Annotated in this window: 14 protein-coding genes and 1 pseudogene; 13 read left to right on the plus strand and 2 right to left on the minus strand. The window is 70.2% G+C overall.

All coding sequences use genetic code 11. From position 1 onward, the window contains the following. Positions 1-37: 37 nt before the first annotated feature. The 9 genes from ftsW (at position 38) to ACIQM0_RS07725 (ending at position 8,679) form a co-directional block, all read left to right on the plus strand. On the plus strand, positions 38-1,480 hold the full coding sequence (ftsW, locus tag ACIQM0_RS07685) for a putative lipid II flippase FtsW (RefSeq protein WP_401284414.1): 1,443 nt from the start codon (positions 38-40) through the stop codon (positions 1,478-1,480). A 6-nt stretch (positions 1,481-1,486) separates the two neighbouring features. Next, positions 1,487-2,581: an undecaprenyldiphospho-muramoylpentapeptide beta-N-acetylglucosaminyltransferase gene (gene murG / locus ACIQM0_RS07690; RefSeq protein ID WP_123469986.1), complete on the plus strand. Its 1,095-nt coding sequence runs from the start codon at positions 1,487-1,489 to the stop codon at positions 2,579-2,581. Positions 2,582-2,631: 50 nt separating this feature from the next. Next, positions 2,632-3,426 carry a cell division protein FtsQ/DivIB gene (locus ACIQM0_RS07695; protein WP_401284417.1) on the plus strand — a complete coding sequence of 265 codons (795 nt, stop codon included), beginning with the start codon at positions 2,632-2,634 and terminating at the stop codon, positions 3,424-3,426. Positions 3,427-3,701: 275 nt separating this feature from the next. Beyond that, entirely contained in the window at positions 3,702-4,916 is a 1,215-nt protein-coding gene (gene ftsZ, locus ACIQM0_RS07700; protein WP_363021379.1) for a cell division protein FtsZ, read from the plus strand. Next, positions 4,913-5,671, plus strand: coding sequence for a peptidoglycan editing factor PgeF (gene pgeF / locus ACIQM0_RS07705; protein WP_401284419.1), 759 nt, complete (start codon positions 4,913-4,915; stop codon positions 5,669-5,671). The genes ftsZ and pgeF overlap by 4 nt, the downstream gene beginning before the upstream one ends. 6 nt (positions 5,672-5,677) lie before the next feature. Next, a complete protein-coding gene (locus tag ACIQM0_RS07710; protein WP_401284421.1) occupies positions 5,678-6,397 on the plus strand; it encodes a YggS family pyridoxal phosphate-dependent enzyme in 720 nt (239 codons plus the stop codon). A gap of 125 nt (positions 6,398-6,522) precedes the next feature. Then, positions 6,523-7,128: a cell division protein SepF gene (locus ACIQM0_RS07715; protein WP_145763010.1), complete on the plus strand. Its 606-nt coding sequence runs from the start codon at positions 6,523-6,525 to the stop codon at positions 7,126-7,128. Between the two features lie 71 nt (positions 7,129-7,199). Further along, on the plus strand, positions 7,200-7,484 hold the full coding sequence (locus ACIQM0_RS07720) for a YggT family protein (protein ID WP_363021382.1): 285 nt from the start codon (positions 7,200-7,202) through the stop codon (positions 7,482-7,484). 49 nt (positions 7,485-7,533) lie between these two features. Then, a complete protein-coding gene (locus ACIQM0_RS07725; protein WP_401284424.1) occupies positions 7,534-8,679 on the plus strand; it encodes a DivIVA domain-containing protein in 1,146 nt (381 codons plus the stop codon). Positions 8,680-8,931: 252 nt separating this feature from the next. On the opposite strand, the gene ileS is transcribed toward ACIQM0_RS07725, so the two are convergent. Then, entirely contained in the window at positions 8,932-12,081 is a 3,150-nt protein-coding gene (gene ileS, locus ACIQM0_RS07730; protein WP_401284426.1) for an isoleucine--tRNA ligase, read from the minus strand. A gap of 573 nt (positions 12,082-12,654) precedes the next feature. On the opposite strand from ileS, the gene ACIQM0_RS07735 reads away from it, so the two are divergent. From ACIQM0_RS07735 to ACIQM0_RS07750, 4 genes are read left to right on the plus strand one after another with little or no spacing between them, the layout of a single operon-like run. Then, positions 12,655-13,425 (plus strand): TraR/DksA family transcriptional regulator, encoded by a 771-nt coding sequence (locus ACIQM0_RS07735; RefSeq protein ID WP_401284427.1) that lies wholly within the window; start codon positions 12,655-12,657, stop codon positions 13,423-13,425. 57 nt (positions 13,426-13,482) lie between these two features. Then, the gene (lspA, locus tag ACIQM0_RS07740; protein ID WP_401284429.1) at positions 13,483-14,136 is read left to right on the plus strand and encodes a signal peptidase II; all 654 of its coding nucleotides are present in this window, start codon (positions 13,483-13,485) and stop codon (positions 14,134-14,136) included. 23 nt (positions 14,137-14,159) lie between these two features. After that, a complete protein-coding gene (locus tag ACIQM0_RS07745; protein ID WP_401284431.1) occupies positions 14,160-15,101 on the plus strand; it encodes an RluA family pseudouridine synthase in 942 nt (313 codons plus the stop codon). Beyond that, entirely contained in the window at positions 15,098-15,580 is a 483-nt protein-coding gene (locus ACIQM0_RS07750; RefSeq protein WP_385034453.1) for a GNAT family N-acetyltransferase, read from the plus strand. The genes ACIQM0_RS07745 and ACIQM0_RS07750 overlap by 4 nt, the downstream gene beginning before the upstream one ends. Positions 15,581-15,946: 366 nt before the next feature. On the opposite strand, the pseudogene ACIQM0_RS07755 reads toward ACIQM0_RS07750, so the two are convergent. Continuing rightward, positions 15,947-17,560 (minus strand): annotated as a pseudogene (locus tag ACIQM0_RS07755) (glycosyl hydrolase family 95 catalytic domain-containing protein); the annotation flags it as partial. Between the last annotated feature and the right edge of the window lie 19 nt (positions 17,561-17,579).

Raw genomic sequence — 17,579 nt, forward strand, 5'->3', positions numbered from 1 at the left:
CGAAGCCCCGGGCACGAGCAGTGGAGGGGACAGGACCATGCCGGCCGAAGAGAGCTCTGCCGCACGCGGCAGGGAGCGCTCACGGGCGACCACGGCGATCAGCCGGGCGCTCCATCCGCCCCTCCTCGCGGCCGGGGGTGCCCCGCTGCCGGACGGACTCGCCCTGCGCGTCCGGTCGGCTCCCGGCTCCCGGCGGCCCCCCGCGGCCCGCTCCAGGAGCACGGGCGGACCCCGCACCCCGCGCGGCGGCGGTGTGCGGCGCTTCTACGAGCAGGCACGCCGGGCCTGGGACCGCCCGCTGACCGCGTACTACCTGATCCTGGGTGCCGGGCTGCTCATCACCGTGCTCGGGCTCGTCATGGTCTACTCCGCCTCGATGATCAAGGCGCTGGAACTCGACAAGCCGGGCACCTACTTCTTCCGCAAGCAGTTCCTGGCCGCCGTCATCGGGGCCGGGCTGATGGCGGTCGCCGCCCGGATGCCGGTGAAACTGCACCGCGCCCTGTCCTACCCGCTGCTGATGGGCGCCGTCTTCCTGATGGTTCTGGTCCAGGTGCCGGGGATAGGGATGTCGGTCAACGGCAACCGGAACTGGCTCTACCTGGGCGGCCCCTTCCAGCTCCAGCCCAGCGAGTTCGGCAAGCTCGCCCTCGTCCTGTGGGGGGCCGACCTGCTCGCCCGCAAACAGGACAAGCGGCTGTTGAACCAGTGGAAGCACATGCTCGTGCCGCTCGTCCCGGTCGCCTTCATGCTGCTCGGGCTGATCATGCTCGGCGGTGACATGGGCACTGCGATCATTCTCACGGCGATCCTGTTCGGACTGCTCTGGCTGGCCGGGGCCCCGACCCGGCTGTTCGCCGGAGTCCTCGCCACCGCCGGCCTGATCGGCTTCGTACTGATCAAGACCAGTCCGAACCGGATGGCCAGGCTCGACTGCATGGGCGCCAGCGAACCCGGACCGGGCGGCTCGTGCTGGCAGGCCGTACACGGTATCTACGCTCTGGCGTCCGGCGGCTGGTTCGGATCCGGGCTCGGCGCGAGTGTGGAAAAATGGGGTCAACTCCCCGAACCTCACACCGACTTCATCTTCGCCATCACGGGGGAGGAACTGGGGTTGGCGGGGACGCTGTCGGTACTCGCCCTCTTCGCGGCTCTAGGCTATGCGGGTATCCGCGTGGCCGGACGCACGGAGGACCCCTTCGTGAGGTATGCCGCGGGAGGTGTGACCACCTGGATCACGGCTCAGGCCGTGATCAACATCGGTGCGGTGCTCGGTCTGCTTCCGATCGCCGGTGTCCCGCTCCCGCTGTTCTCCTACGGAGGGTCGGCCCTGCTGCCGACCATGTTCGCTGTCGGGCTGCTGATCGCGTTCGCGCGAGCGGATCCCGCCGCGAAGGCGGCCCTGGCCATGCGGAGGCCCGGGGTGAGATGGAAGACGATGAGACGGCGCATCAAGAAGCGTCCGTCCGGAGAGCGGTGAATTTCGGTGCATGTCGTACTCGCCGGTGGGGGGACCGCCGGCCACATCGAGCCCGCGCTTGCCCTCGCGGACGCCCTGCGCAGGCAGGACCCGAGCGTGGGAATCACCGCTCTCGGCACGGAGCGCGGACTTGAGACAAGACTGGTACCCGAGCGGGGGTACGAACTCGCCCTGATCCCGGCCGTGCCGCTGCCGCGCAAGCCCACCCCCGAACTCATCACCGTCCCGGGGCGGCTGCGCGGCACCATCAAGGCCGCCGAGCAGATCCTGGAACGCACCAAGGCGGACTGCGTGGTCGGGTTCGGCGGCTACGTCGCGCTGCCCGGCTACCTCGCCGCCAAACGCGCCGGAGTGCCGATCGTGGTGCACGAGGCCAACGCCCGGCCGGGCCTGGCCAACAAGATCGGTTCGCGGTACGCGCACGGGGTCGCCGTCTCCACCCCCGACAGCAAGCTGCGCGGTGCCCGCTACATCGGCATCCCGCTGCGCCGCACCATCGCCACCCTGGACCGGGCCCGGGTCCGCCCGGAGGCGCGTGCCGCCTTCGGGCTCGACCCCAACCTGCCGACGCTGCTGGTCTCCGGCGGCTCGCAGGGCGCCCGGCACCTCAACGAGGTGGTCCAGCGGGTCGCCCCGCTGATGCAGCGCTCCGGAATCCAGATCCTGCACGTGGTCGGCCCGAAGAACGAAATGCCGCGCGTGGACAACATGCCCGGTATGCCGCCCTATATCCCGGTACCGTATGTGGACCGGATGGACCTCGCGTACGCCGCGGCCGACATGATGCTCTGCCGCGCGGGCGCGATGACCGTCGCCGAACTCACCGCCGTCGGGCTTCCCGCCGCCTACGTCCCGCTGCCGATCGGCAACGGCGAACAGCGGCTCAACGCCCAGCCGGTGGTCAACGCCGGCGGCGGACTGCTGGTGGACGACGCGGCACTCACTCCCGAGTGGGTCCAGGGCAACGTCCTTCCGGTGCTGGCGGATCCGCACCGACTGTATGAAATGTCCCGTGCTGCCGCCGAGTTCGGCCGCCGGGACGCCGACGACCTGCTGGTCGGCATGGTGTACGAGGCGATTGCCGCACGCCGAGGCGCGTGAGGCGGACGGGTCCGGGGGCGGCGCCCCCGGACCCGGCATAAGGAGCGAGCGTGGCCGGACCGACGACCGCCCAGCGCGGTGCAGGGCAGCAGGAGGACACCCCGGACCGGCCGCCGCGCCCGGACGCCCAGGGGCGCCGCATGTCCCGGCGGAGGCTGCTGATCGTGATCGCCGCTGCCGTGCTGGTGCTCGGCTCCGGCGCCGCCTGGGCGCTCTACGGCTCGTCCTGGCTCCGGACCGAACAGGTCCGGATCACCGGTGTCGACGTGCTGTCACCGGCCGAGGTGGAGGCCGCCGCGGCGGTGCCGATGGGCGCTCCGCTGATTTCCGTGGACACGGACTCCATCGCGAACCGGTTGCGCCAGAAGTTGCCTCGTATCGACTCGGTGGATGTCGTACGGTCATGGCCGCACGGCATCGGACTTAAGGTGACCGAACGAAAGCCGGTTCTGTTGGTGAAAAAGGGCGCAAAGTTCATTGAAGTGGACGCCAAAGGTGTGCGCTTCGCCACGGTGGACAAGGCGCCCCGGCGGGTACCTCTGCTGGAATTGACCCCTGGTCGGTCAGCGAGTCTGCACCGCTTCGGCAGCGACCGGCTGGTGCGGGAAGCGGTCCGGGTCGCGGGCGGCCTCCCGGACGGCGTCGCCAGGGACACCGAGGTCGTGCGGGTCACCTCGTACGATTCGGTCTCCCTGGAACTCACTCGGGACCGTGAGGTGATCTGGGGGAGTGGTGAAGAAGGTGCGGTGAAGGCGAAAGTGCTCATCGCGCTCATGAAAGCCGCTCCCAAAGCAGGACACTTCGACGTGAGTGCACCCACCGCTCCTGCGGTGTCGGGCAGTTGACGCACATTCGGCCTGGCCAGCACCCTGGTTGGTCAGCGCTACGGGTGATCACATAGGGTGAAAAGAAAAACGGGAGGTTCGGCGTGTTCGTTGAACGTGCGCCACTTGTCGACTTAGTGTCCTGTTCGGAAGAGTCCATGAAGCAGACACACTGGTAACCCTAAACTTCAACGTTAGGGTTCGGGTCGGCGTTCGGACCGTCCCAATCGGCATCCGTCGTCGCGGCGGGACTACCGCCAGCGACGACACGTAACTCGAGGCGAGAGGCCTTCGACGTGGCAGCACCGCAGAACTACCTCGCAGTCATCAAGGTCATCGGTGTCGGCGGCGGTGGTGTCAATGCCATCAACCGAATGATCGAGGTCGGTCTCAAGGGCGTCGAGTTCATCGCGATCAACACTGATGCGCAAGCCCTGTTGATGAGCGACGCCGACGTCAAGCTCGACGTCGGCCGTGAACTCACCCGTGGCCTCGGCGCCGGGGCGAACCCGGCCGTCGGTCGCAAGGCGGCAGAGGACCACCGTGAAGAGATCGAGGAGGTCCTCAAGGGGGCCGACATGGTCTTCGTCACCGCAGGCGAAGGCGGTGGCACCGGCACCGGTGGCGCACCCGTCGTCGCCAACATCGCGCGCTCGCTCGGCGCCCTGACGATCGGCGTGGTCACCCGCCCGTTCACCTTCGAGGGCAGGCGCCGCGCGAACCAGGCGGAGGACGGCATCGCCGAACTCCGCGAAGAGGTCGACACCCTCATCGTCATTCCCAACGACCGACTGCTGTCCATCTCGGACCGCCAGGTCAGCGTGCTCGACGCGTTCAAGTCGGCCGACCAGGTACTGCTCTCGGGCGTCCAGGGCATCACCGACCTCATCACCACCCCGGGGCTGATCAACCTCGACTTCGCCGACGTCAAGTCGGTCATGTCCGAGGCCGGATCGGCGCTCATGGGCATCGGCTCGGCGCGCGGCGACGACCGTGCGGTGGCAGCGGCCGAGATGGCGATCTCCTCGCCGCTCCTGGAGGCGTCCATCGACGGCGCCCGCGGTGTCCTGCTCTCCATCTCCGGCGGCAGCGACCTCGGTCTCTTCGAGATCAACGAGGCCGCCCAACTGGTGAGCGAGGCGGCGCACCCCGAGGCGAACATCATCTTCGGTGCGGTCATCGATGACGCACTGGGCGACGAGGTGCGGGTCACCGTGATCGCCGCGGGCTTCGACGGCGGACAGCCGCCGACCCGTCGCGAGAACGTCCTGGGCGCGAACTCCGCCAAGCGTGAGGAGTCGGCTCCGCCGGTCCGGGCCGCCGAGCCCGTGCGCCAGACGAGCGGACTGGGCTCCGTGCCCCCGCGCGAGGAGTCCCCGGTCCAGAACGAGCCGGTGCCGGTGGCCAATGAGAGCCACCTCCCGCCGGTCGCTCCGCCGCACGTCCCGCCGGCCCGTCCCTACCAGGACTCCCAGGCGGAAGAGCTGGATGTTCCGGATTTCTTGAAGTGATAGATCCGCAACACGCAGTGAACGCGAAGGACTCAGTTTCTTCAGGGGGCGGCGCCCACTTCTCCTTCACCGACAGGTGGGGAGGAGTGAGCGCCGCCCCGTATGCGGAGCTCAACCTCGGCGGCGCGGTCGGTGACGACCCCGCCGCCGTTCTCGCCAACCGCGAGCGCGCCGCCCGCAGCCGCGGTCTCGACCCGGCGCGGGTCGTCTGGATGAACCAGGTCCACGGCAAGGACGTCGCCGTGGTCGACGGACCGTGGGGCGACGCCCCCGGGATTCCCGCCGTGGACGCGGTGGTGACCGCGCGGCGCGGACTCCCGCTCGCCGTCCTCACCGCCGACTGCACCCCCGTACTCCTCGCCGACCCGGTCGCCGGGATCGTCGCGGCGGCACACGCGGGGCGTCCCGGTCTGGTCGCCGGAGTCGTGCCCGCCGCCGTCGGGGCCATGGTCCGGCTCGGCGCGGACCCGGCGCGGATCATCGCCCGCACCGGGCCGGCCGTCTGCGGACGGTGTTACGAGGTCCCGGCCGCCATGCGGGACGAGGTCGCCGCGAGCGTCCCCGCCTCCTGGTCCGAGACCAGCTGGGGGACCCCGGCCGTGGATGTCACGGCCGGAGTCCATGCCCAGCTCGATGCCCTCGGGGTCACCGACCGGCACATGTCGCCCTTCTGCACTCTCGAGTCGGGCGACCATTTCTCGTACCGACGCGACCGCACCACAGGGCGGCTCGCCGGATATGTCTGGTTGGACTGATAGGGCATGACGGACCGTAGGACACAACTCACAGCAAATCTCGCACAGGTGGAGGAACGCATTGCTTCCGCCTGCGCCGCCGCCGGCCGCAAGCGGGAAGAAGTGACCCTCATCGTGGTCACCAAGACCTACCCCGCGAGCGATGTGCGGATTCTGCACGAACTCGGCGTGCGCCATGTCGCGGAGAATCGCGACCAGGACGCGGCCCCCAAGGCCGCCGCATGTGCTGATCTGTCTCTCACATGGCATTTTGTCGGTCAATTGCAGACGAATAAGGTTCGTTCTGTGGTGAGTTATGCCGATGTCGTGCAGTCGGTGGATCGCGTCAAACTGGTGACGGCACTCTCCGCGGCGGCTGTGCGTGAGGGGCGTGAACTCGGTTGTCTCATCCAGGTTGCGCTCGACGCGGAAAGTGGTGAACGGGGAGAGCGGGGTGGTGTCGCGCCCGACGGGATCGAGGAGTTGGCCGCCGCGGTCGAATCCGCCCCGGGGCTGCGGCTGACCGGTCTGATGACTGTCGCGCCGCTCGCCGGTCCGTTCGCCGGCAGGCAACGGGCGGCGTTCGACCGGCTGATGGAAATCTCATCCCGGCTGCGCGGGAACCATCCGGCTGCGAACATGGTCTCCGCAGGGATGAGTGCGGACCTCGAGGACGCGGTTGCGGCCGGAGCGACACATGTGCGCGTCGGTACTGCGGTACTCGGAGTCCGACCCGGGCTCGGGTAACGTCGCCAAGCAAGTCGGACCACAGCAGAAAATATGGTCATTACCGCCCACGGCGGGTAGACCACAGTGGATCGCGGGCACTTGGTGACAGATGCCGATCCACCACAGAGCGGAGGACTCAGAGCATGGCCGGCGCGATGCGCAAGATGGCGGTCTACCTCGGCCTCGTGGAGGACGATGGGTACGACGGTCCGGGGTTCGACCCCGACGACGAATTCGAACCCGAGCCGGAACCCGAGCGGGACCGGCGCCGGCACCAGCCAGCCCATCAGGTGGAACGGGACGAACCGGTACGAGCGGTGCAGCCTCCGGCGCAGCGGGAGCCGGTTCAGATCCCGGCCGAACGAGAGCGACCCGCCCGAATCGCCCCCGTGGCATCCATCACACCTGAACGCTCGAACTTGGAGAAGAACGCACCGGTGATCATGCCCAAGGTTGTGTCCGAGCGGGAGCCCTACCGCATCACCACGCTGCACCCCAGGACCTACAACGAGGCCCGTACCATCGGGGAACACTTCCGTGAGGGCACTCCGGTGATCATGAATCTCACGGAGATGGACGACACGGACGCGAAGCGACTTGTCGACTTTGCCGCGGGACTTGTCTTCGGTCTCCATGGCAGCATTGAGCGAGTGACGCAGAAGGTCTTTCTGTTGTCGCCTGCTAACGTCGATGTCACGGCGGAGGACAAGGCCCGCATCGCAGAGGGCGGATTCTTCAACCAGAGCTGAGAACACGACACCGGGAACAACCCGGCCGCGAGGCCGGAGCTACGAGAGCCAGGGGAGAGGGAAGCGCGAGGATGGGCGTCGCTCAAAGTGTTGTCTACATCGCGTTGATGTGTTTCCTCATCGTGCTGATCTTCCGGCTTGTCATGGACTACGTCTTCCAGTTCGCACGTTCATGGCAGCCGGGCAAGCCGATGGTGGTCGTTCTTGAGGCCACTTACACGGTCACCGATCCACCGCTCAAGCTCCTGCGGCGGTTCATTCCGCCGCTGCGTCTCGGGGGCGTGGCACTCGACCTGTCCTTCTTCGTTCTGATGATCATCGTTTCCATCCTGATCAGCGTCGTGATCAAGGTGTGAGCGATACGGTCTTGCCGACTGCCGACGACTACGTAGAGGTGAAGAAGAGATGCCGCTGACCCCCGAGGACGTGCGGAACAAGCAGTTCACGACGGTCCGCCTCCGAGAAGGCTATGACGAGGACGAGGTTGACGCCTTCCTCGACGAGGTCGAATCGGAGCTGACCCGCCTGCTCCGTGAGAACGAGGACCTGCGCGCCAAGCTGGCCGCCGCCACGCGTGCCGCCGCGCAGAACCAGCAGCAGCAAGGTATGCGCAAGCCGGAGCAGCAGGACCGGCCCGGCGCACCGGTGCCGGCCGCCATATCTGGTCCGCCGGTCCAGCAGCAGCAGCCCCCGCAGATGGGTCCGCCCCAGCTGCCTGGTGGCGCGCCGCAGCTGCCCGCCGGTCCCAGCGGTCACGGGCCCCAGGGCCCGCACGGCCCCGGTCCGCAGGGCCCGCACGGCCCCGGCCCGATGCAGGGCGGTCCCATGGGTGGCCCGATGGGCGGCCCCATGGGCGGTCACAACCCCCAGCAGCAGCAGATGCAGCAGATGCAGCAGCAGCAGCCGCCGCAGATGCAGCAGCAGCAGGGCCCCGGCGGCGACAGCGCCGCCCGTGTCCTCTCCCTGGCGCAGCAGACCGCCGACCAGGCGATCGCGGAGGCCCGTTCCGAGGCCAACAAGATCGTCGGCGAGGCGCGCAGCCGTGCCGAGGGCCTGGAGCGCGACGCGCGTGCCAAGGCGGACGCCCTGGAGCGGGACGCGCAGGAGAAGCACCGCGTGGCGATGGGCTCCCTGGAGTCGGCCCGCGCGACGCTGGAGCGCAAGGTCGAGGACCTGCGCGGCTTCGAGCGCGAGTACCGGACGCGTCTGAAGTCCTACCTGGAGAGCCAGCTGCGTCAGCTGGAGACCCAGGCGGACGACTCGCTCGCTCCGCCGCGCACCCCGGCGACCGCTTCGCTGCCGCCGTCGCCCTCGCTGGCTCCGGCCGGTGCGGGTGCCATGGGTCACATGGGCGGCAACCACGGCGGTCACGGCAACCCGCAGATGGGCGGCAACCCGTCCATGGGCGGCGCGCCCTCGTACGGTGGCCAGCAGCAGATGTCCCCGGCGATGACTCAGCCGATGGCACCGGTGCGGCCGCAGGCGCCCCAGCCGATGCAGCAGGCGCCTTCGCCGATGCGCGGGTTCCTGATCGACGAGGACGACAACTGAGCGGCTGTCGCGCGATGAGCGCGTAGCCGTCGGCAGGCTGAGGGCCGGGCCCCGGGGTTTTCCCCGGGGCCCGGCCCTTTGCCGTGGGCGGCGGCCCCCGGGGGCTCCGCCCCCGGACCCCCGCTCCTCAATCGCCGGAGGGGCTTGAGGTTGCTCAGCAGCCGCCGGCGAGGCTGGATGTGGCTCGGCGTCGGGGGAACGCCGAAGGGCCCGGCCGGATGGTGTCCGGTCGGGCCCCTCAGGTGCTGTGGGTTACCGCTCCGTCTTGCGGAGGCGGAACGTCAGGGACAGGGCCTCGTCCTCGAAGGGCTCGCCGTACGCCGTGTCCGCCTCGCCCTGGGCGTAGTCCAGGGCCAGGACCTCGTCCGCGATCAGGGACGCGTGCTCGGTCAGGGCCTCGGCCGTCGCGGGCGACGTGGACGTCCAGCGGACGGCGATGCGGTCCGCCACGTCCAGGCCGCTGTTCTTGCGGGCCTCCTGGATGAGGCGGATCGCGTCACGGGCCAGGCCCGCACGCCGCAGCTCCGGGGTGATCTCCAGGTCCAGGGCGACCGTGGCGCCCGAGTCGGACGCGACCGACCAGCCCTCGCGCGGGGTCTCCGTGATGATGACCTCGTCCGGTGCCAGCGACACCGTCTCGCCGTCGACCTCGACCGAGGCCGTGCCCTCGCGCAGGGCCAGCGACAGCGCGGCGGCGTCGGCGTTCGCGACGGCCTTGGCCACCGCCTGGACGCCCTTGCCGAACCGCTTGCCCAGCGCCCGGAAGTTGGCCTTCGCCGTCGTGTCGACCAGCGAACCGCCGACCTCGGAGAGGGACGCCACCGAGGAGACGTTCAGCTCCTCGGTGATCTGGGCGTGCAGTGCGGGGGAGAGGCTCTCGAAGCCCGAGGCCGCGACCAGGGCCCTGGACAGCGGCTGACGGGTCTTGACGCCCGACTCGGCGCGGGTGGCCCGGCCCAGCTCGACCAGCCGGCGCACCAGCGCCATCTGCGTCGAGAGCGCGGGATCGATCGCGGCCAGGTCCGCCTTCGGCCAGTCGGAGAGGTGGACCGACTCCGGGGCGTCCGGGGAGACCGGCACGATCAGGTCCTGCCAGACCCGCTCGGTGATGAACGGCGTCAGCGGGGCCATCAGCCGGGTGACCGTCTCGATGACCTCGTGCAGGGTGCGCAGCGCCGCCTTGTCGCCCTGCCAGAAGCGGCGGCGGGAGCGGCGGACGTACCAGTTGGACAGGTCGTCGACGAACCCCGAGAGCAGCTTGCCGGCGCGCTGGGTGTCGTAGCTTTCCAGCGCCTGGGTGACCTGGTCGGTCAGGGCGTTCAGCTCGCTCAGCAGCCAGCGGTCCAGGACCGTGCGGTCGGCCGGGGCCGGGTCTGCCGCGGACGGCGCCCAGTTCGACGTACGGGCGTACAGCGCCTGGAAGGCGACCGTGTTCCAGTACGTGAGGAGCGTCTTGCGGACGACCTCCTGGATCGTGCCGTGGCCGACGCGCCGGGCCGCCCACGGGGAGCCGCCGGCCGCCATGAACCAGCGCACGGCGTCGGCGCCGTGCTGGTCCATCAGCGGGACCGGTTCGAGGGTGTTGCCCAGGTGCTTGGACATCTTGCGGCCGTCCTCGGCGAGGATGTGGCCCAGGCAGACCACGTTCTCGTAACTGGACTTGTCGAAGACCAGGGTGCCGATCGCCATCAGGGTGTAGAACCACCCGCGCGTCTGGTCGATGGCCTCCGAGATGAACTGCGCCGGGTAACGGCTCTCGAAGATCTCCTTGTTCTTGTGCGGGTAGCCCCACTGCGCGAACGGCATCGAGCCCGAGTCGTACCAGGCGTCGATGACCTCGGGGACGCGGTACGCCTCCAGCTGGCAGCTCTCGTGCGAGCACGTGAACGTGATCTCGTCGATGAACGGCCGGTGCGGGTCGAGGGCGGAGAGGTCGCTGCCGGTCAGCTCGCTCAGCTCGGCGCGCGAGCCGACGCAGGTGAGGTGGTCGTCCTCGCAGCGCCAGATCGGCAGCGGGGTGCCCCAGTAGCGGTTGCGGGACAGCGCCCAGTCGATGTTGTTGTTCAGCCAGTCGCCGTACCGGCCGTTCTTGACCGACTCGGGGAACCAGTTGGTCTTCTGGTTCTCCTCCAGGAGCCGGTCCTTGACGGCGGTCGTACGGATGTACCAGGACGGCTGCGCGTAGTAGAGCAGCGCGGTGTGGCAGCGCCAGCAGTGCGGGTAGCTGTGCTCGTACGGGACGTGCCGGAAGAGCAGGCCGCGGTCCGCGAGGTCCGCGGTGAGCGCCTCGTCGGCCTTCTTGAAGAAGACGCCGCCGACCAGCGGCAGGTCCTCCTCGAAGGTGCCGTCGGGGCGGACCGGGTTCACCACCGGCAGCCCGTACGCCTTGCAGACCAGGAGGTCGTCGGCGCCGAAGGCGGGGGACTGGTGGACCAGACCCGTACCGTCCTCTGTCGTCACGTACTCGGCGTTGACGACGTAGTGGGCGGGCGCGGGGAAGTCCACCAGGGCGAACGGGCGCTCGTACGTCCAGCGCTCCATCTCGCGGCCGGTGAAGGACCGGCCCGTGAGCTCCCAGCCCTCGCCCAGCGCCTTCTCGACGAGCGGCCGGGCGACGACGAGCTTCTCCTCGCCGTTCGTCGCGACCACGTAGTCCACCTCGGGGTGCACGGCGACGGCGGTGTTGGAGACGAGGGTCCAGGGGGTCGTCGTCCAGACCAGGAGGGCGGCCTCGCCGGCCAGCGGGCCGGAGGTGAGCGGGAAGCGCACGAAGACCGACGGGTCGACGACCGTCTCGTACCCCTGGGCCAGCTCGTGGTCCGAGAGGCCGGTACCGCAGCGCGGGCACCAGGGGGCGACGCGGTGGTCCTGGACCAGCAGGTCCTTGTTGAAGATCTCCTTCAGCGACCACCACACCGACTCGACGTACTCGGGGTCCATCGTGCGGTAGGCGTCGTCGAGGTCGACCCAGTAGCCCATCCGGGTCGTGAGCTCGGTGAAGGCGTCGGTGTGCCGGGTCACCGACTCCCGGCACTTGGCGTTGAACTCGGCGATGCCGTACGCCTCGATGTCCTTCTTGCCGTTGAAGCCCAGCTCCTTCTCGACCGCGAGCTCGACCGGCAGGCCGTGGCAGTCCCAGCCGGCCTTGCGGCCGACGTGGTACCCCTGCATGGTGCGGAAGCGCGGGAAGACGTCCTTGAAGACGCGGGCCTCGATGTGGTGGGCGCCCGGCATTCCGTTGGCGGTCGGCGGGCCCTCGTAGAAGACCCACTCGGGGCGGCCCTCGGACTGCTCCAGGCTCTTGGCGAAGACCTTGCTCTCGTGCCAGAAGTCGAGCACTGCGTGCTCCAGAGCGGGCAGGTCGACCTGGGCGGGTACCTGGCGGTACTGCGGCGATGTCATGTGCGGCTTCCTCCGGCGGACGTATTCCACTTCCGTCGGAGGGACGAGAACCGGTCGGGCTCCCGCGGTACCACCCTCCTTGGCCCCGGGCGTGCGCCCACGGCCCCCTCATTGGGGTGCGAAGCCGGTTCTACTCGCCTTGCGTCCGGGGGCGGGGCCCACGGTCCAAAGCTTTCCTCCGACGGCTCCGGGTGATCTTCACGACGCGCTCGCCCCCGGGCTCCCACCGTCCCCGGGTCGCTCCTGGCTGCGTACGACGCTACTCGTCCCATCCACGCCTCTCGCTGCCGTCAGTGTACGGGCCCAGGGGTGTGACGGCCGACCGGTTTAACGACGGGCTCCGGCATGACCCGAATGGCCAGACCCGGCGTACGGGGTCCTGGTGGGGCCCGGCGGGGGAGCGGAAGGCGGATTACCGGGCGGGGAGCTGGGCACAACGGATTCAGGCGCGCTGTGATCCGGACACGGGGAGGGGCGATTCGGCGGCGTGCCCCGTTGCCGCGGGGCTGGGGTCGACTTATCGTCCCAGCACGACTCGCGAGCAAGATCACAATGCGTGAAGGGGCCGCGGCCATGGTGGCGAAGAAGACCGCCGTAAAGAAGACGGCGTCGGCGCAATCCACGGGCGCGGCCGCCGAGGAGACGGCGACGGAGAAGGCTGCCGAGAAGGCGGCGCCCAGGAAAACGGCGACCAAGAAGGCGGCGGCCAAGAAGGCGGTGGCGAAGAAGGCGGTGGCGAAGAAGGCCGCGCCGAAGAAGAGCGCGGCAGCGAAGTCCACGGCCAAGAAGGCTTCGAAGGAGGCCGCCGCGGCGGCCACGGGGGCGGCCGCGGCCGCCGAGCAGACGGGAGCCCACACGGTGGTAGCCAAGAAGAGCGCGGCCAGGACCCGGACAGCCGGCCGGAGCACGGCACCCGTGCCCCCGGCCCGCGCCGCCGCGACCACGCCGGGGGAGCTGGCCGTACGGCCGGGCGAGGACCCCTGGACGGCGGAGGAGGTCGTGGCCGCCCGGTCCGAGCTGACCGGCGAGATCACCCGGCTGCGCAACGAGCTGGAGACCTCGGGCGCGGCGCTGGCCGGGCTGATGCGGGACTCCGGCGACGGGGCGGGTGACGACGAGGCGGACACCGGCACCAAGAACATCACCCGCGAGCACGAGATGTCGCTCGCCGCCAACGCCCAGGAGATGCTGGAGCAGACCGAGCGCGCCCTCGCCCGCCTCGACGCCGGGACGTACGGGCTCTGCGAGATCTGCGGCAACCCGATCGGCAAGGCGCGGATGCAGGCGTTCCCCCGGGCCACCCTCTGTGTCGAGGACAAACAGAAGCAGGAGCGACGCGGCTGATCCCCGCCGGTGTGTCGTACCCTCGTCCTCAGTCGGGAACTAGGTTGAGGGACTCACGTGGCAGAGGCGGAGAGCATCATCGGTACGCCGGACATCCCTGAGGCTGAGGGACACGAAGGAGCCGAGCCGGAGCAGAACGACGGGGCCGGCGCCCCGGACGGGCAGGCGGCGGACACCACCGCGGCCGAGGACGGGGAAGCGGCGGTCGACCGTTCGCCGGCCACGCGCCGGCGCCGGATCATTCTGCTCTTCTGTGTCGCCGTCCTCGCCTACCTGCTCGACCTGGGCAGCAAGATGCTCGTGGTCGCGAAGCTGGAGCACCAAGAGCCGATCGAGATCTTCGGCAGCTGGCTCAGGCTCGACGCCATCCGCAACGCGGGAGCCGCGTTCGGTATCGGTGAGGCCTTCACGATCATCTTCACGATCATCGCGGCGACCGTCATCGTGGTGATCGCACGGCTCTCGCGCAAGCTCTACAGTCTGCCGTGGGCCGTCGCGCTCGGGCTGCTGCTCGGCGGTGCGCTGGGCAACCTCACCGACCGGATCTTCCGCGCGCCGGGCGTCCTGGAGGGCGCGGTGGTGGACTTCATCGCCCCCGCCCACTTCGCCGTCTTCAACCTGGCCGACTCCTCGATCGTCTGCGGCGGCATCCTGATCGTGATCCTCTCCTTCAAGGGCCTGGACCCCGACGGCACCGTGCACAAGGATTAGGACGCGCAAGGCATACTCAACAGGTGAGTACGCATCCCGAGATCCGAACCCTGCCCGTACCCGATGGCCTGGAAGGCGAGCGTGTCGACGCCGCCATTTCCCGGATGTTCGGTTTCTCCCGCACCAAGGCCGCAGAGCTGGCCGCCGCCGGGAAGGTACAGGTGGACGGTTCGGTGGCCGGTAAGTCGGAACGCGTGCACGGCGGCGCCTGGCTGGAAGTGGAGATGCCGCAGGCTCCCGCACCGGTGCAGATCGTCGCCGAGCCCGTCGAGGGCATGGAGATCGTCCACGACGACGACGACATCGTCGTGATCATGAAGCCGGTCGGCGTCGCCGCGCACCCGAGCCCCGGCTGGACCGGCACCACCGTCATCGGCGGCCTCGCCGCCGCCGGGTACCGGATCTCCACCTCGGGCGCCGCGGAGCGCCAGGGCATCGTGCACCGGCTCGACGTCGGCACCTCGGGGCTGATGGTCGTCGCCAAGTCCGAGCGCGCGTACACGCTGCTGAAGGCCCAGTTCCGGGACCGGGTCGTCGACAAGAAGTACCACGCGCTGGTCCAGGGCCACCCGGACCCGATGAGCGGCACCATCGACGCCCCCATCGGCCGCCACCCCACCCACGACTACAAGTGGGCGGTCGTCGCCGAGGGCAAGCCGTCGGTCACGCACTACGACCTGATCGAGGCGTACCGCGCCGCCAGCCTCCTGGACATCAAGCTGGAGACCGGCCGTACGCATCAGATCCGGGTGCACATGTCCGCCCACCGCCACCCCTGCGTCGGCGACCTGACCTACGGCGCCGACCCGACGATGGCCAAGCGGCTGGGCCTGGCCCGGCAGTGGCTGCACGCTGTCCGGCTCGGCTTCGAGCACCCCTCGGACGGCCGCTGGGTCGAGTTCTCCAGCACCTACCCGGAGGACCTCCAGCAGGCCCTGGACCGGATCGCGGCGGAGAGCGAATGACCGGTACGCCCCCCTCGTACACCACCCGCACCGCCGCCGGGGAGCAGGACCGCGCCGCCTGCTTCCAGGTCCGCAAGGACGTCTTCGTCGGTGAGCAGAACGTGCCGGAGGAGATCGAGTACGACGCCTACGACGCGGACGCGGTGCATGTCATCGCCGTCGCGGCGGACGGCACGGCGCTCGGCACCGGGCGGCTGCTGCACGGCCCCGGCGCGGTGGCGAAGACCGGCGGTGACCTCACGGTCGGCTCGCTGGGCCGGCTCGCGGTGACCAGCGGGGCGCGCGGCCTCGGGGTCGGCGCCGCGCTGGTGCGGGCCATCGAGGACGCGGGCCGCGACCTCGGTCTCGCCGCCGTCGACCTGCACGCCCAGACGCACGCGCTCGGCTTCTACGAACGGCTCGGCTACGAGGCCTACGGGCCCGAGTTCCCGGACGCGGGCATCCCGCACCGGGCGATGCGCCGCGCGCTGAACGGCTGAGATCTCCGGCGGCCGTCCCCGGGTCAGCCCGGCAGGCCCCACTTCGTCTACGCACCGTTCGACGGCACGTCGCGCGGGCCCGGCCCGGCGGGCCGGGCGCCCCGCGGGGTGATCACCGCCGTGGCGCCGCGCGGCAGGGCGACCGTGATCCGGCCCGGTCCCGTCTCCCGCCAGCGCAGCGGACGGCCGCGGCCGTCGCGTACGCGGTCGCGTAGCTGTAGCCGTGCCAGCTCCCGCATCGAGACCCAGTGGTCCATGGAGCGCCGCATCACGTCCCGGTCCCCGGCCCGGTCCCAGTCGCGCTCGCGCAGGGGGGTAGAGCCAGAGCAGGTGCGAGTGGTGGCGGTGGGAGCCGGCCAGCGGGACGCCCTTGCCGATCAGCACGCCGGACACGGGGTCCTCCGCGTACGGGGTGAGGCGCCGCTCGATGTCCTGCCAGCGCCCGAGCCGCGGATCGTTGTCGCGCAGCAGCTTCGAGGACGCGATCAGGGTGCGCACGCCCCAGCGCACGAGCGACAGGTCGTACGTGCAGTCCTCGGCGTTGGCGTACTCGGGGGAGCGGGTCTCCAGCAGGTGCAGCCTGCCGTCCGGGCCCTCGCGCAGGAAGTGCGCGTAGAAGGTGACGGCCTTCGCGAGGATCGGGTGCACCACGTCGCGCAGGACGGACAGGTCCATCGAGTGCCGGTAGGACTGCCAGACGTTGTGCAGCGCCCAGATGAGGTTGCCGAAGTTGTCGGATACGTGGTCCGAGCCGGGGGCGCCGACGTCGTACGTGTCGCCCGCGCGCAGCTGCCAGTCGGAGGGGTGGCCCAGCGCGTAGCTCTCGCCGTCGCGGTACGCGGCCGGGACCGACGTCGGGAGGTTGTGCTCGAAGCGGCGGAAGGTGCTGGTCACCGAGTCGAGTTCGGGGTGGTTGGAACCGTGGACGGGCGCCATGCCGATCTGGACGTTGAGATTCCACCAGACCGCGGTCCAGTTGTTGCCGGTCTCGGGGAACCAGGGGCCCCACTCGGAGATCGTCGGCCCGCCGGCCCTGGTCGACGCGGCGAGCTTGTAGAGCTGGATGAGGTAGAAGCTCTGCAGCCGCTTGTCCGGTACGGAGAGGAAGCTGCGCCGGTAGTACGCGTGCCACCAGCCGCGGTGACGGTCCACCAGCCGGTCCGGGGCCGTGGCCAGGGTGCGGTCCACGGCGCTCAGCGCGTCCGCCGTCGCCCGGGACACCCGGCCGGGGAAGCGGTACACGAGGTGGGCGGCGAGCAGCCGGCCGGTGCCCTCGCGCCGCTCGCGCCAGGCGGTGGTCCAGCCGCCGCCCGCGAGCAGCGGCTGCTCGACGAAGCCGTCGCCGGTCCGCGGGTCCGGGTTGGGCGTGTAGTCCTCGGGCTTGCCGCTGCTGCGGGTGGTGGCGGCCGGCAGCCACTGGAACGACCAGGCCGCGGACTCCTCGCCCGGGGTGGGCCGGGTGGAGACCAGCAGGGCGCTCGTGTCGTTCTGGACGAGGGCGGAGAAGGCCAGGGAGCCGCGGGTGGTGGTGACGGTCCCGCGCAGCTCGGCGTCGTACAGGTCCAGGGTCCAGCCGACGCCGGTGATCTCCCCGGCCAGGGTCAGGGTGAAGTACCCGACGGGGAGGCGGGAGAAGCCGATGCCGCCGCGCCACTGGCCGCGCTGGTCCTGCACCTGGCTGTGGCTCAGCATCAGCTTCAGGGTGTTGGCGGACCCGCCCGCGTACAGCTGGGCGCCGAGGTGGCCGTTGGCGAGGAACGGGGCCTGCTGCCAGCCGGTGGGGAGCGTGCGCCAGGTCATGGCGGCGTCCCGGACGGTCCTCTCGTGGACGTCGGTGTCCGGACGGCCCGCCGGGGCGGGGGAGGGGGCCGCCCACGCGGTGGGGGAGCCGGCGAGCCAGAACGCGGAGGTGCCGGCAGCGGCGGCGCCGACGAAACGCCTTCGGGAGAACGCGGTCACGTGGCCTCTCCTGCCAGTCATGTATGTGGTGAGAGTTCTC

It is taken from the genome of Streptomyces sp. NPDC091387 (assembly GCF_044756945.1).
Lineage (GTDB): Bacteria > Actinomycetota > Actinomycetes > Streptomycetales > Streptomycetaceae > Streptomyces.

Coding starts and splice junctions, on each gene's coding strand:
- ftsW (WP_401284414.1), top strand. CDS start 38: ATGCCGGCCGAAGAGAGCTCTGCCGCACGCGGCAGGGAGCGCTCACGG.
- ACIQM0_RS07710 (WP_401284421.1), top strand. CDS start 5,678: ATGACGGACCGTAGGACACAACTCACAGCAAATCTCGCACAGGTGGAG.
- ACIQM0_RS07715 (WP_145763010.1), top strand. CDS start 6,523: ATGGCCGGCGCGATGCGCAAGATGGCGGTCTACCTCGGCCTCGTGGAG.
- ACIQM0_RS07720 (WP_363021382.1), top strand. CDS start 7,200: ATGGGCGTCGCTCAAAGTGTTGTCTACATCGCGTTGATGTGTTTCCTC.
- ACIQM0_RS07725 (WP_401284424.1), top strand. CDS start 7,534: ATGCCGCTGACCCCCGAGGACGTGCGGAACAAGCAGTTCACGACGGTC.
- ileS (WP_401284426.1), bottom strand. CDS start 12,081: ATGACATCGCCGCAGTACCGCCAGGTACCCGCCCAGGTCGACCTGCCC.
- ACIQM0_RS07735 (WP_401284427.1), top strand. CDS start 12,655: ATGGTGGCGAAGAAGACCGCCGTAAAGAAGACGGCGTCGGCGCAATCC.
- ACIQM0_RS07750 (WP_385034453.1), top strand. CDS start 15,098: ATGACCGGTACGCCCCCCTCGTACACCACCCGCACCGCCGCCGGGGAG.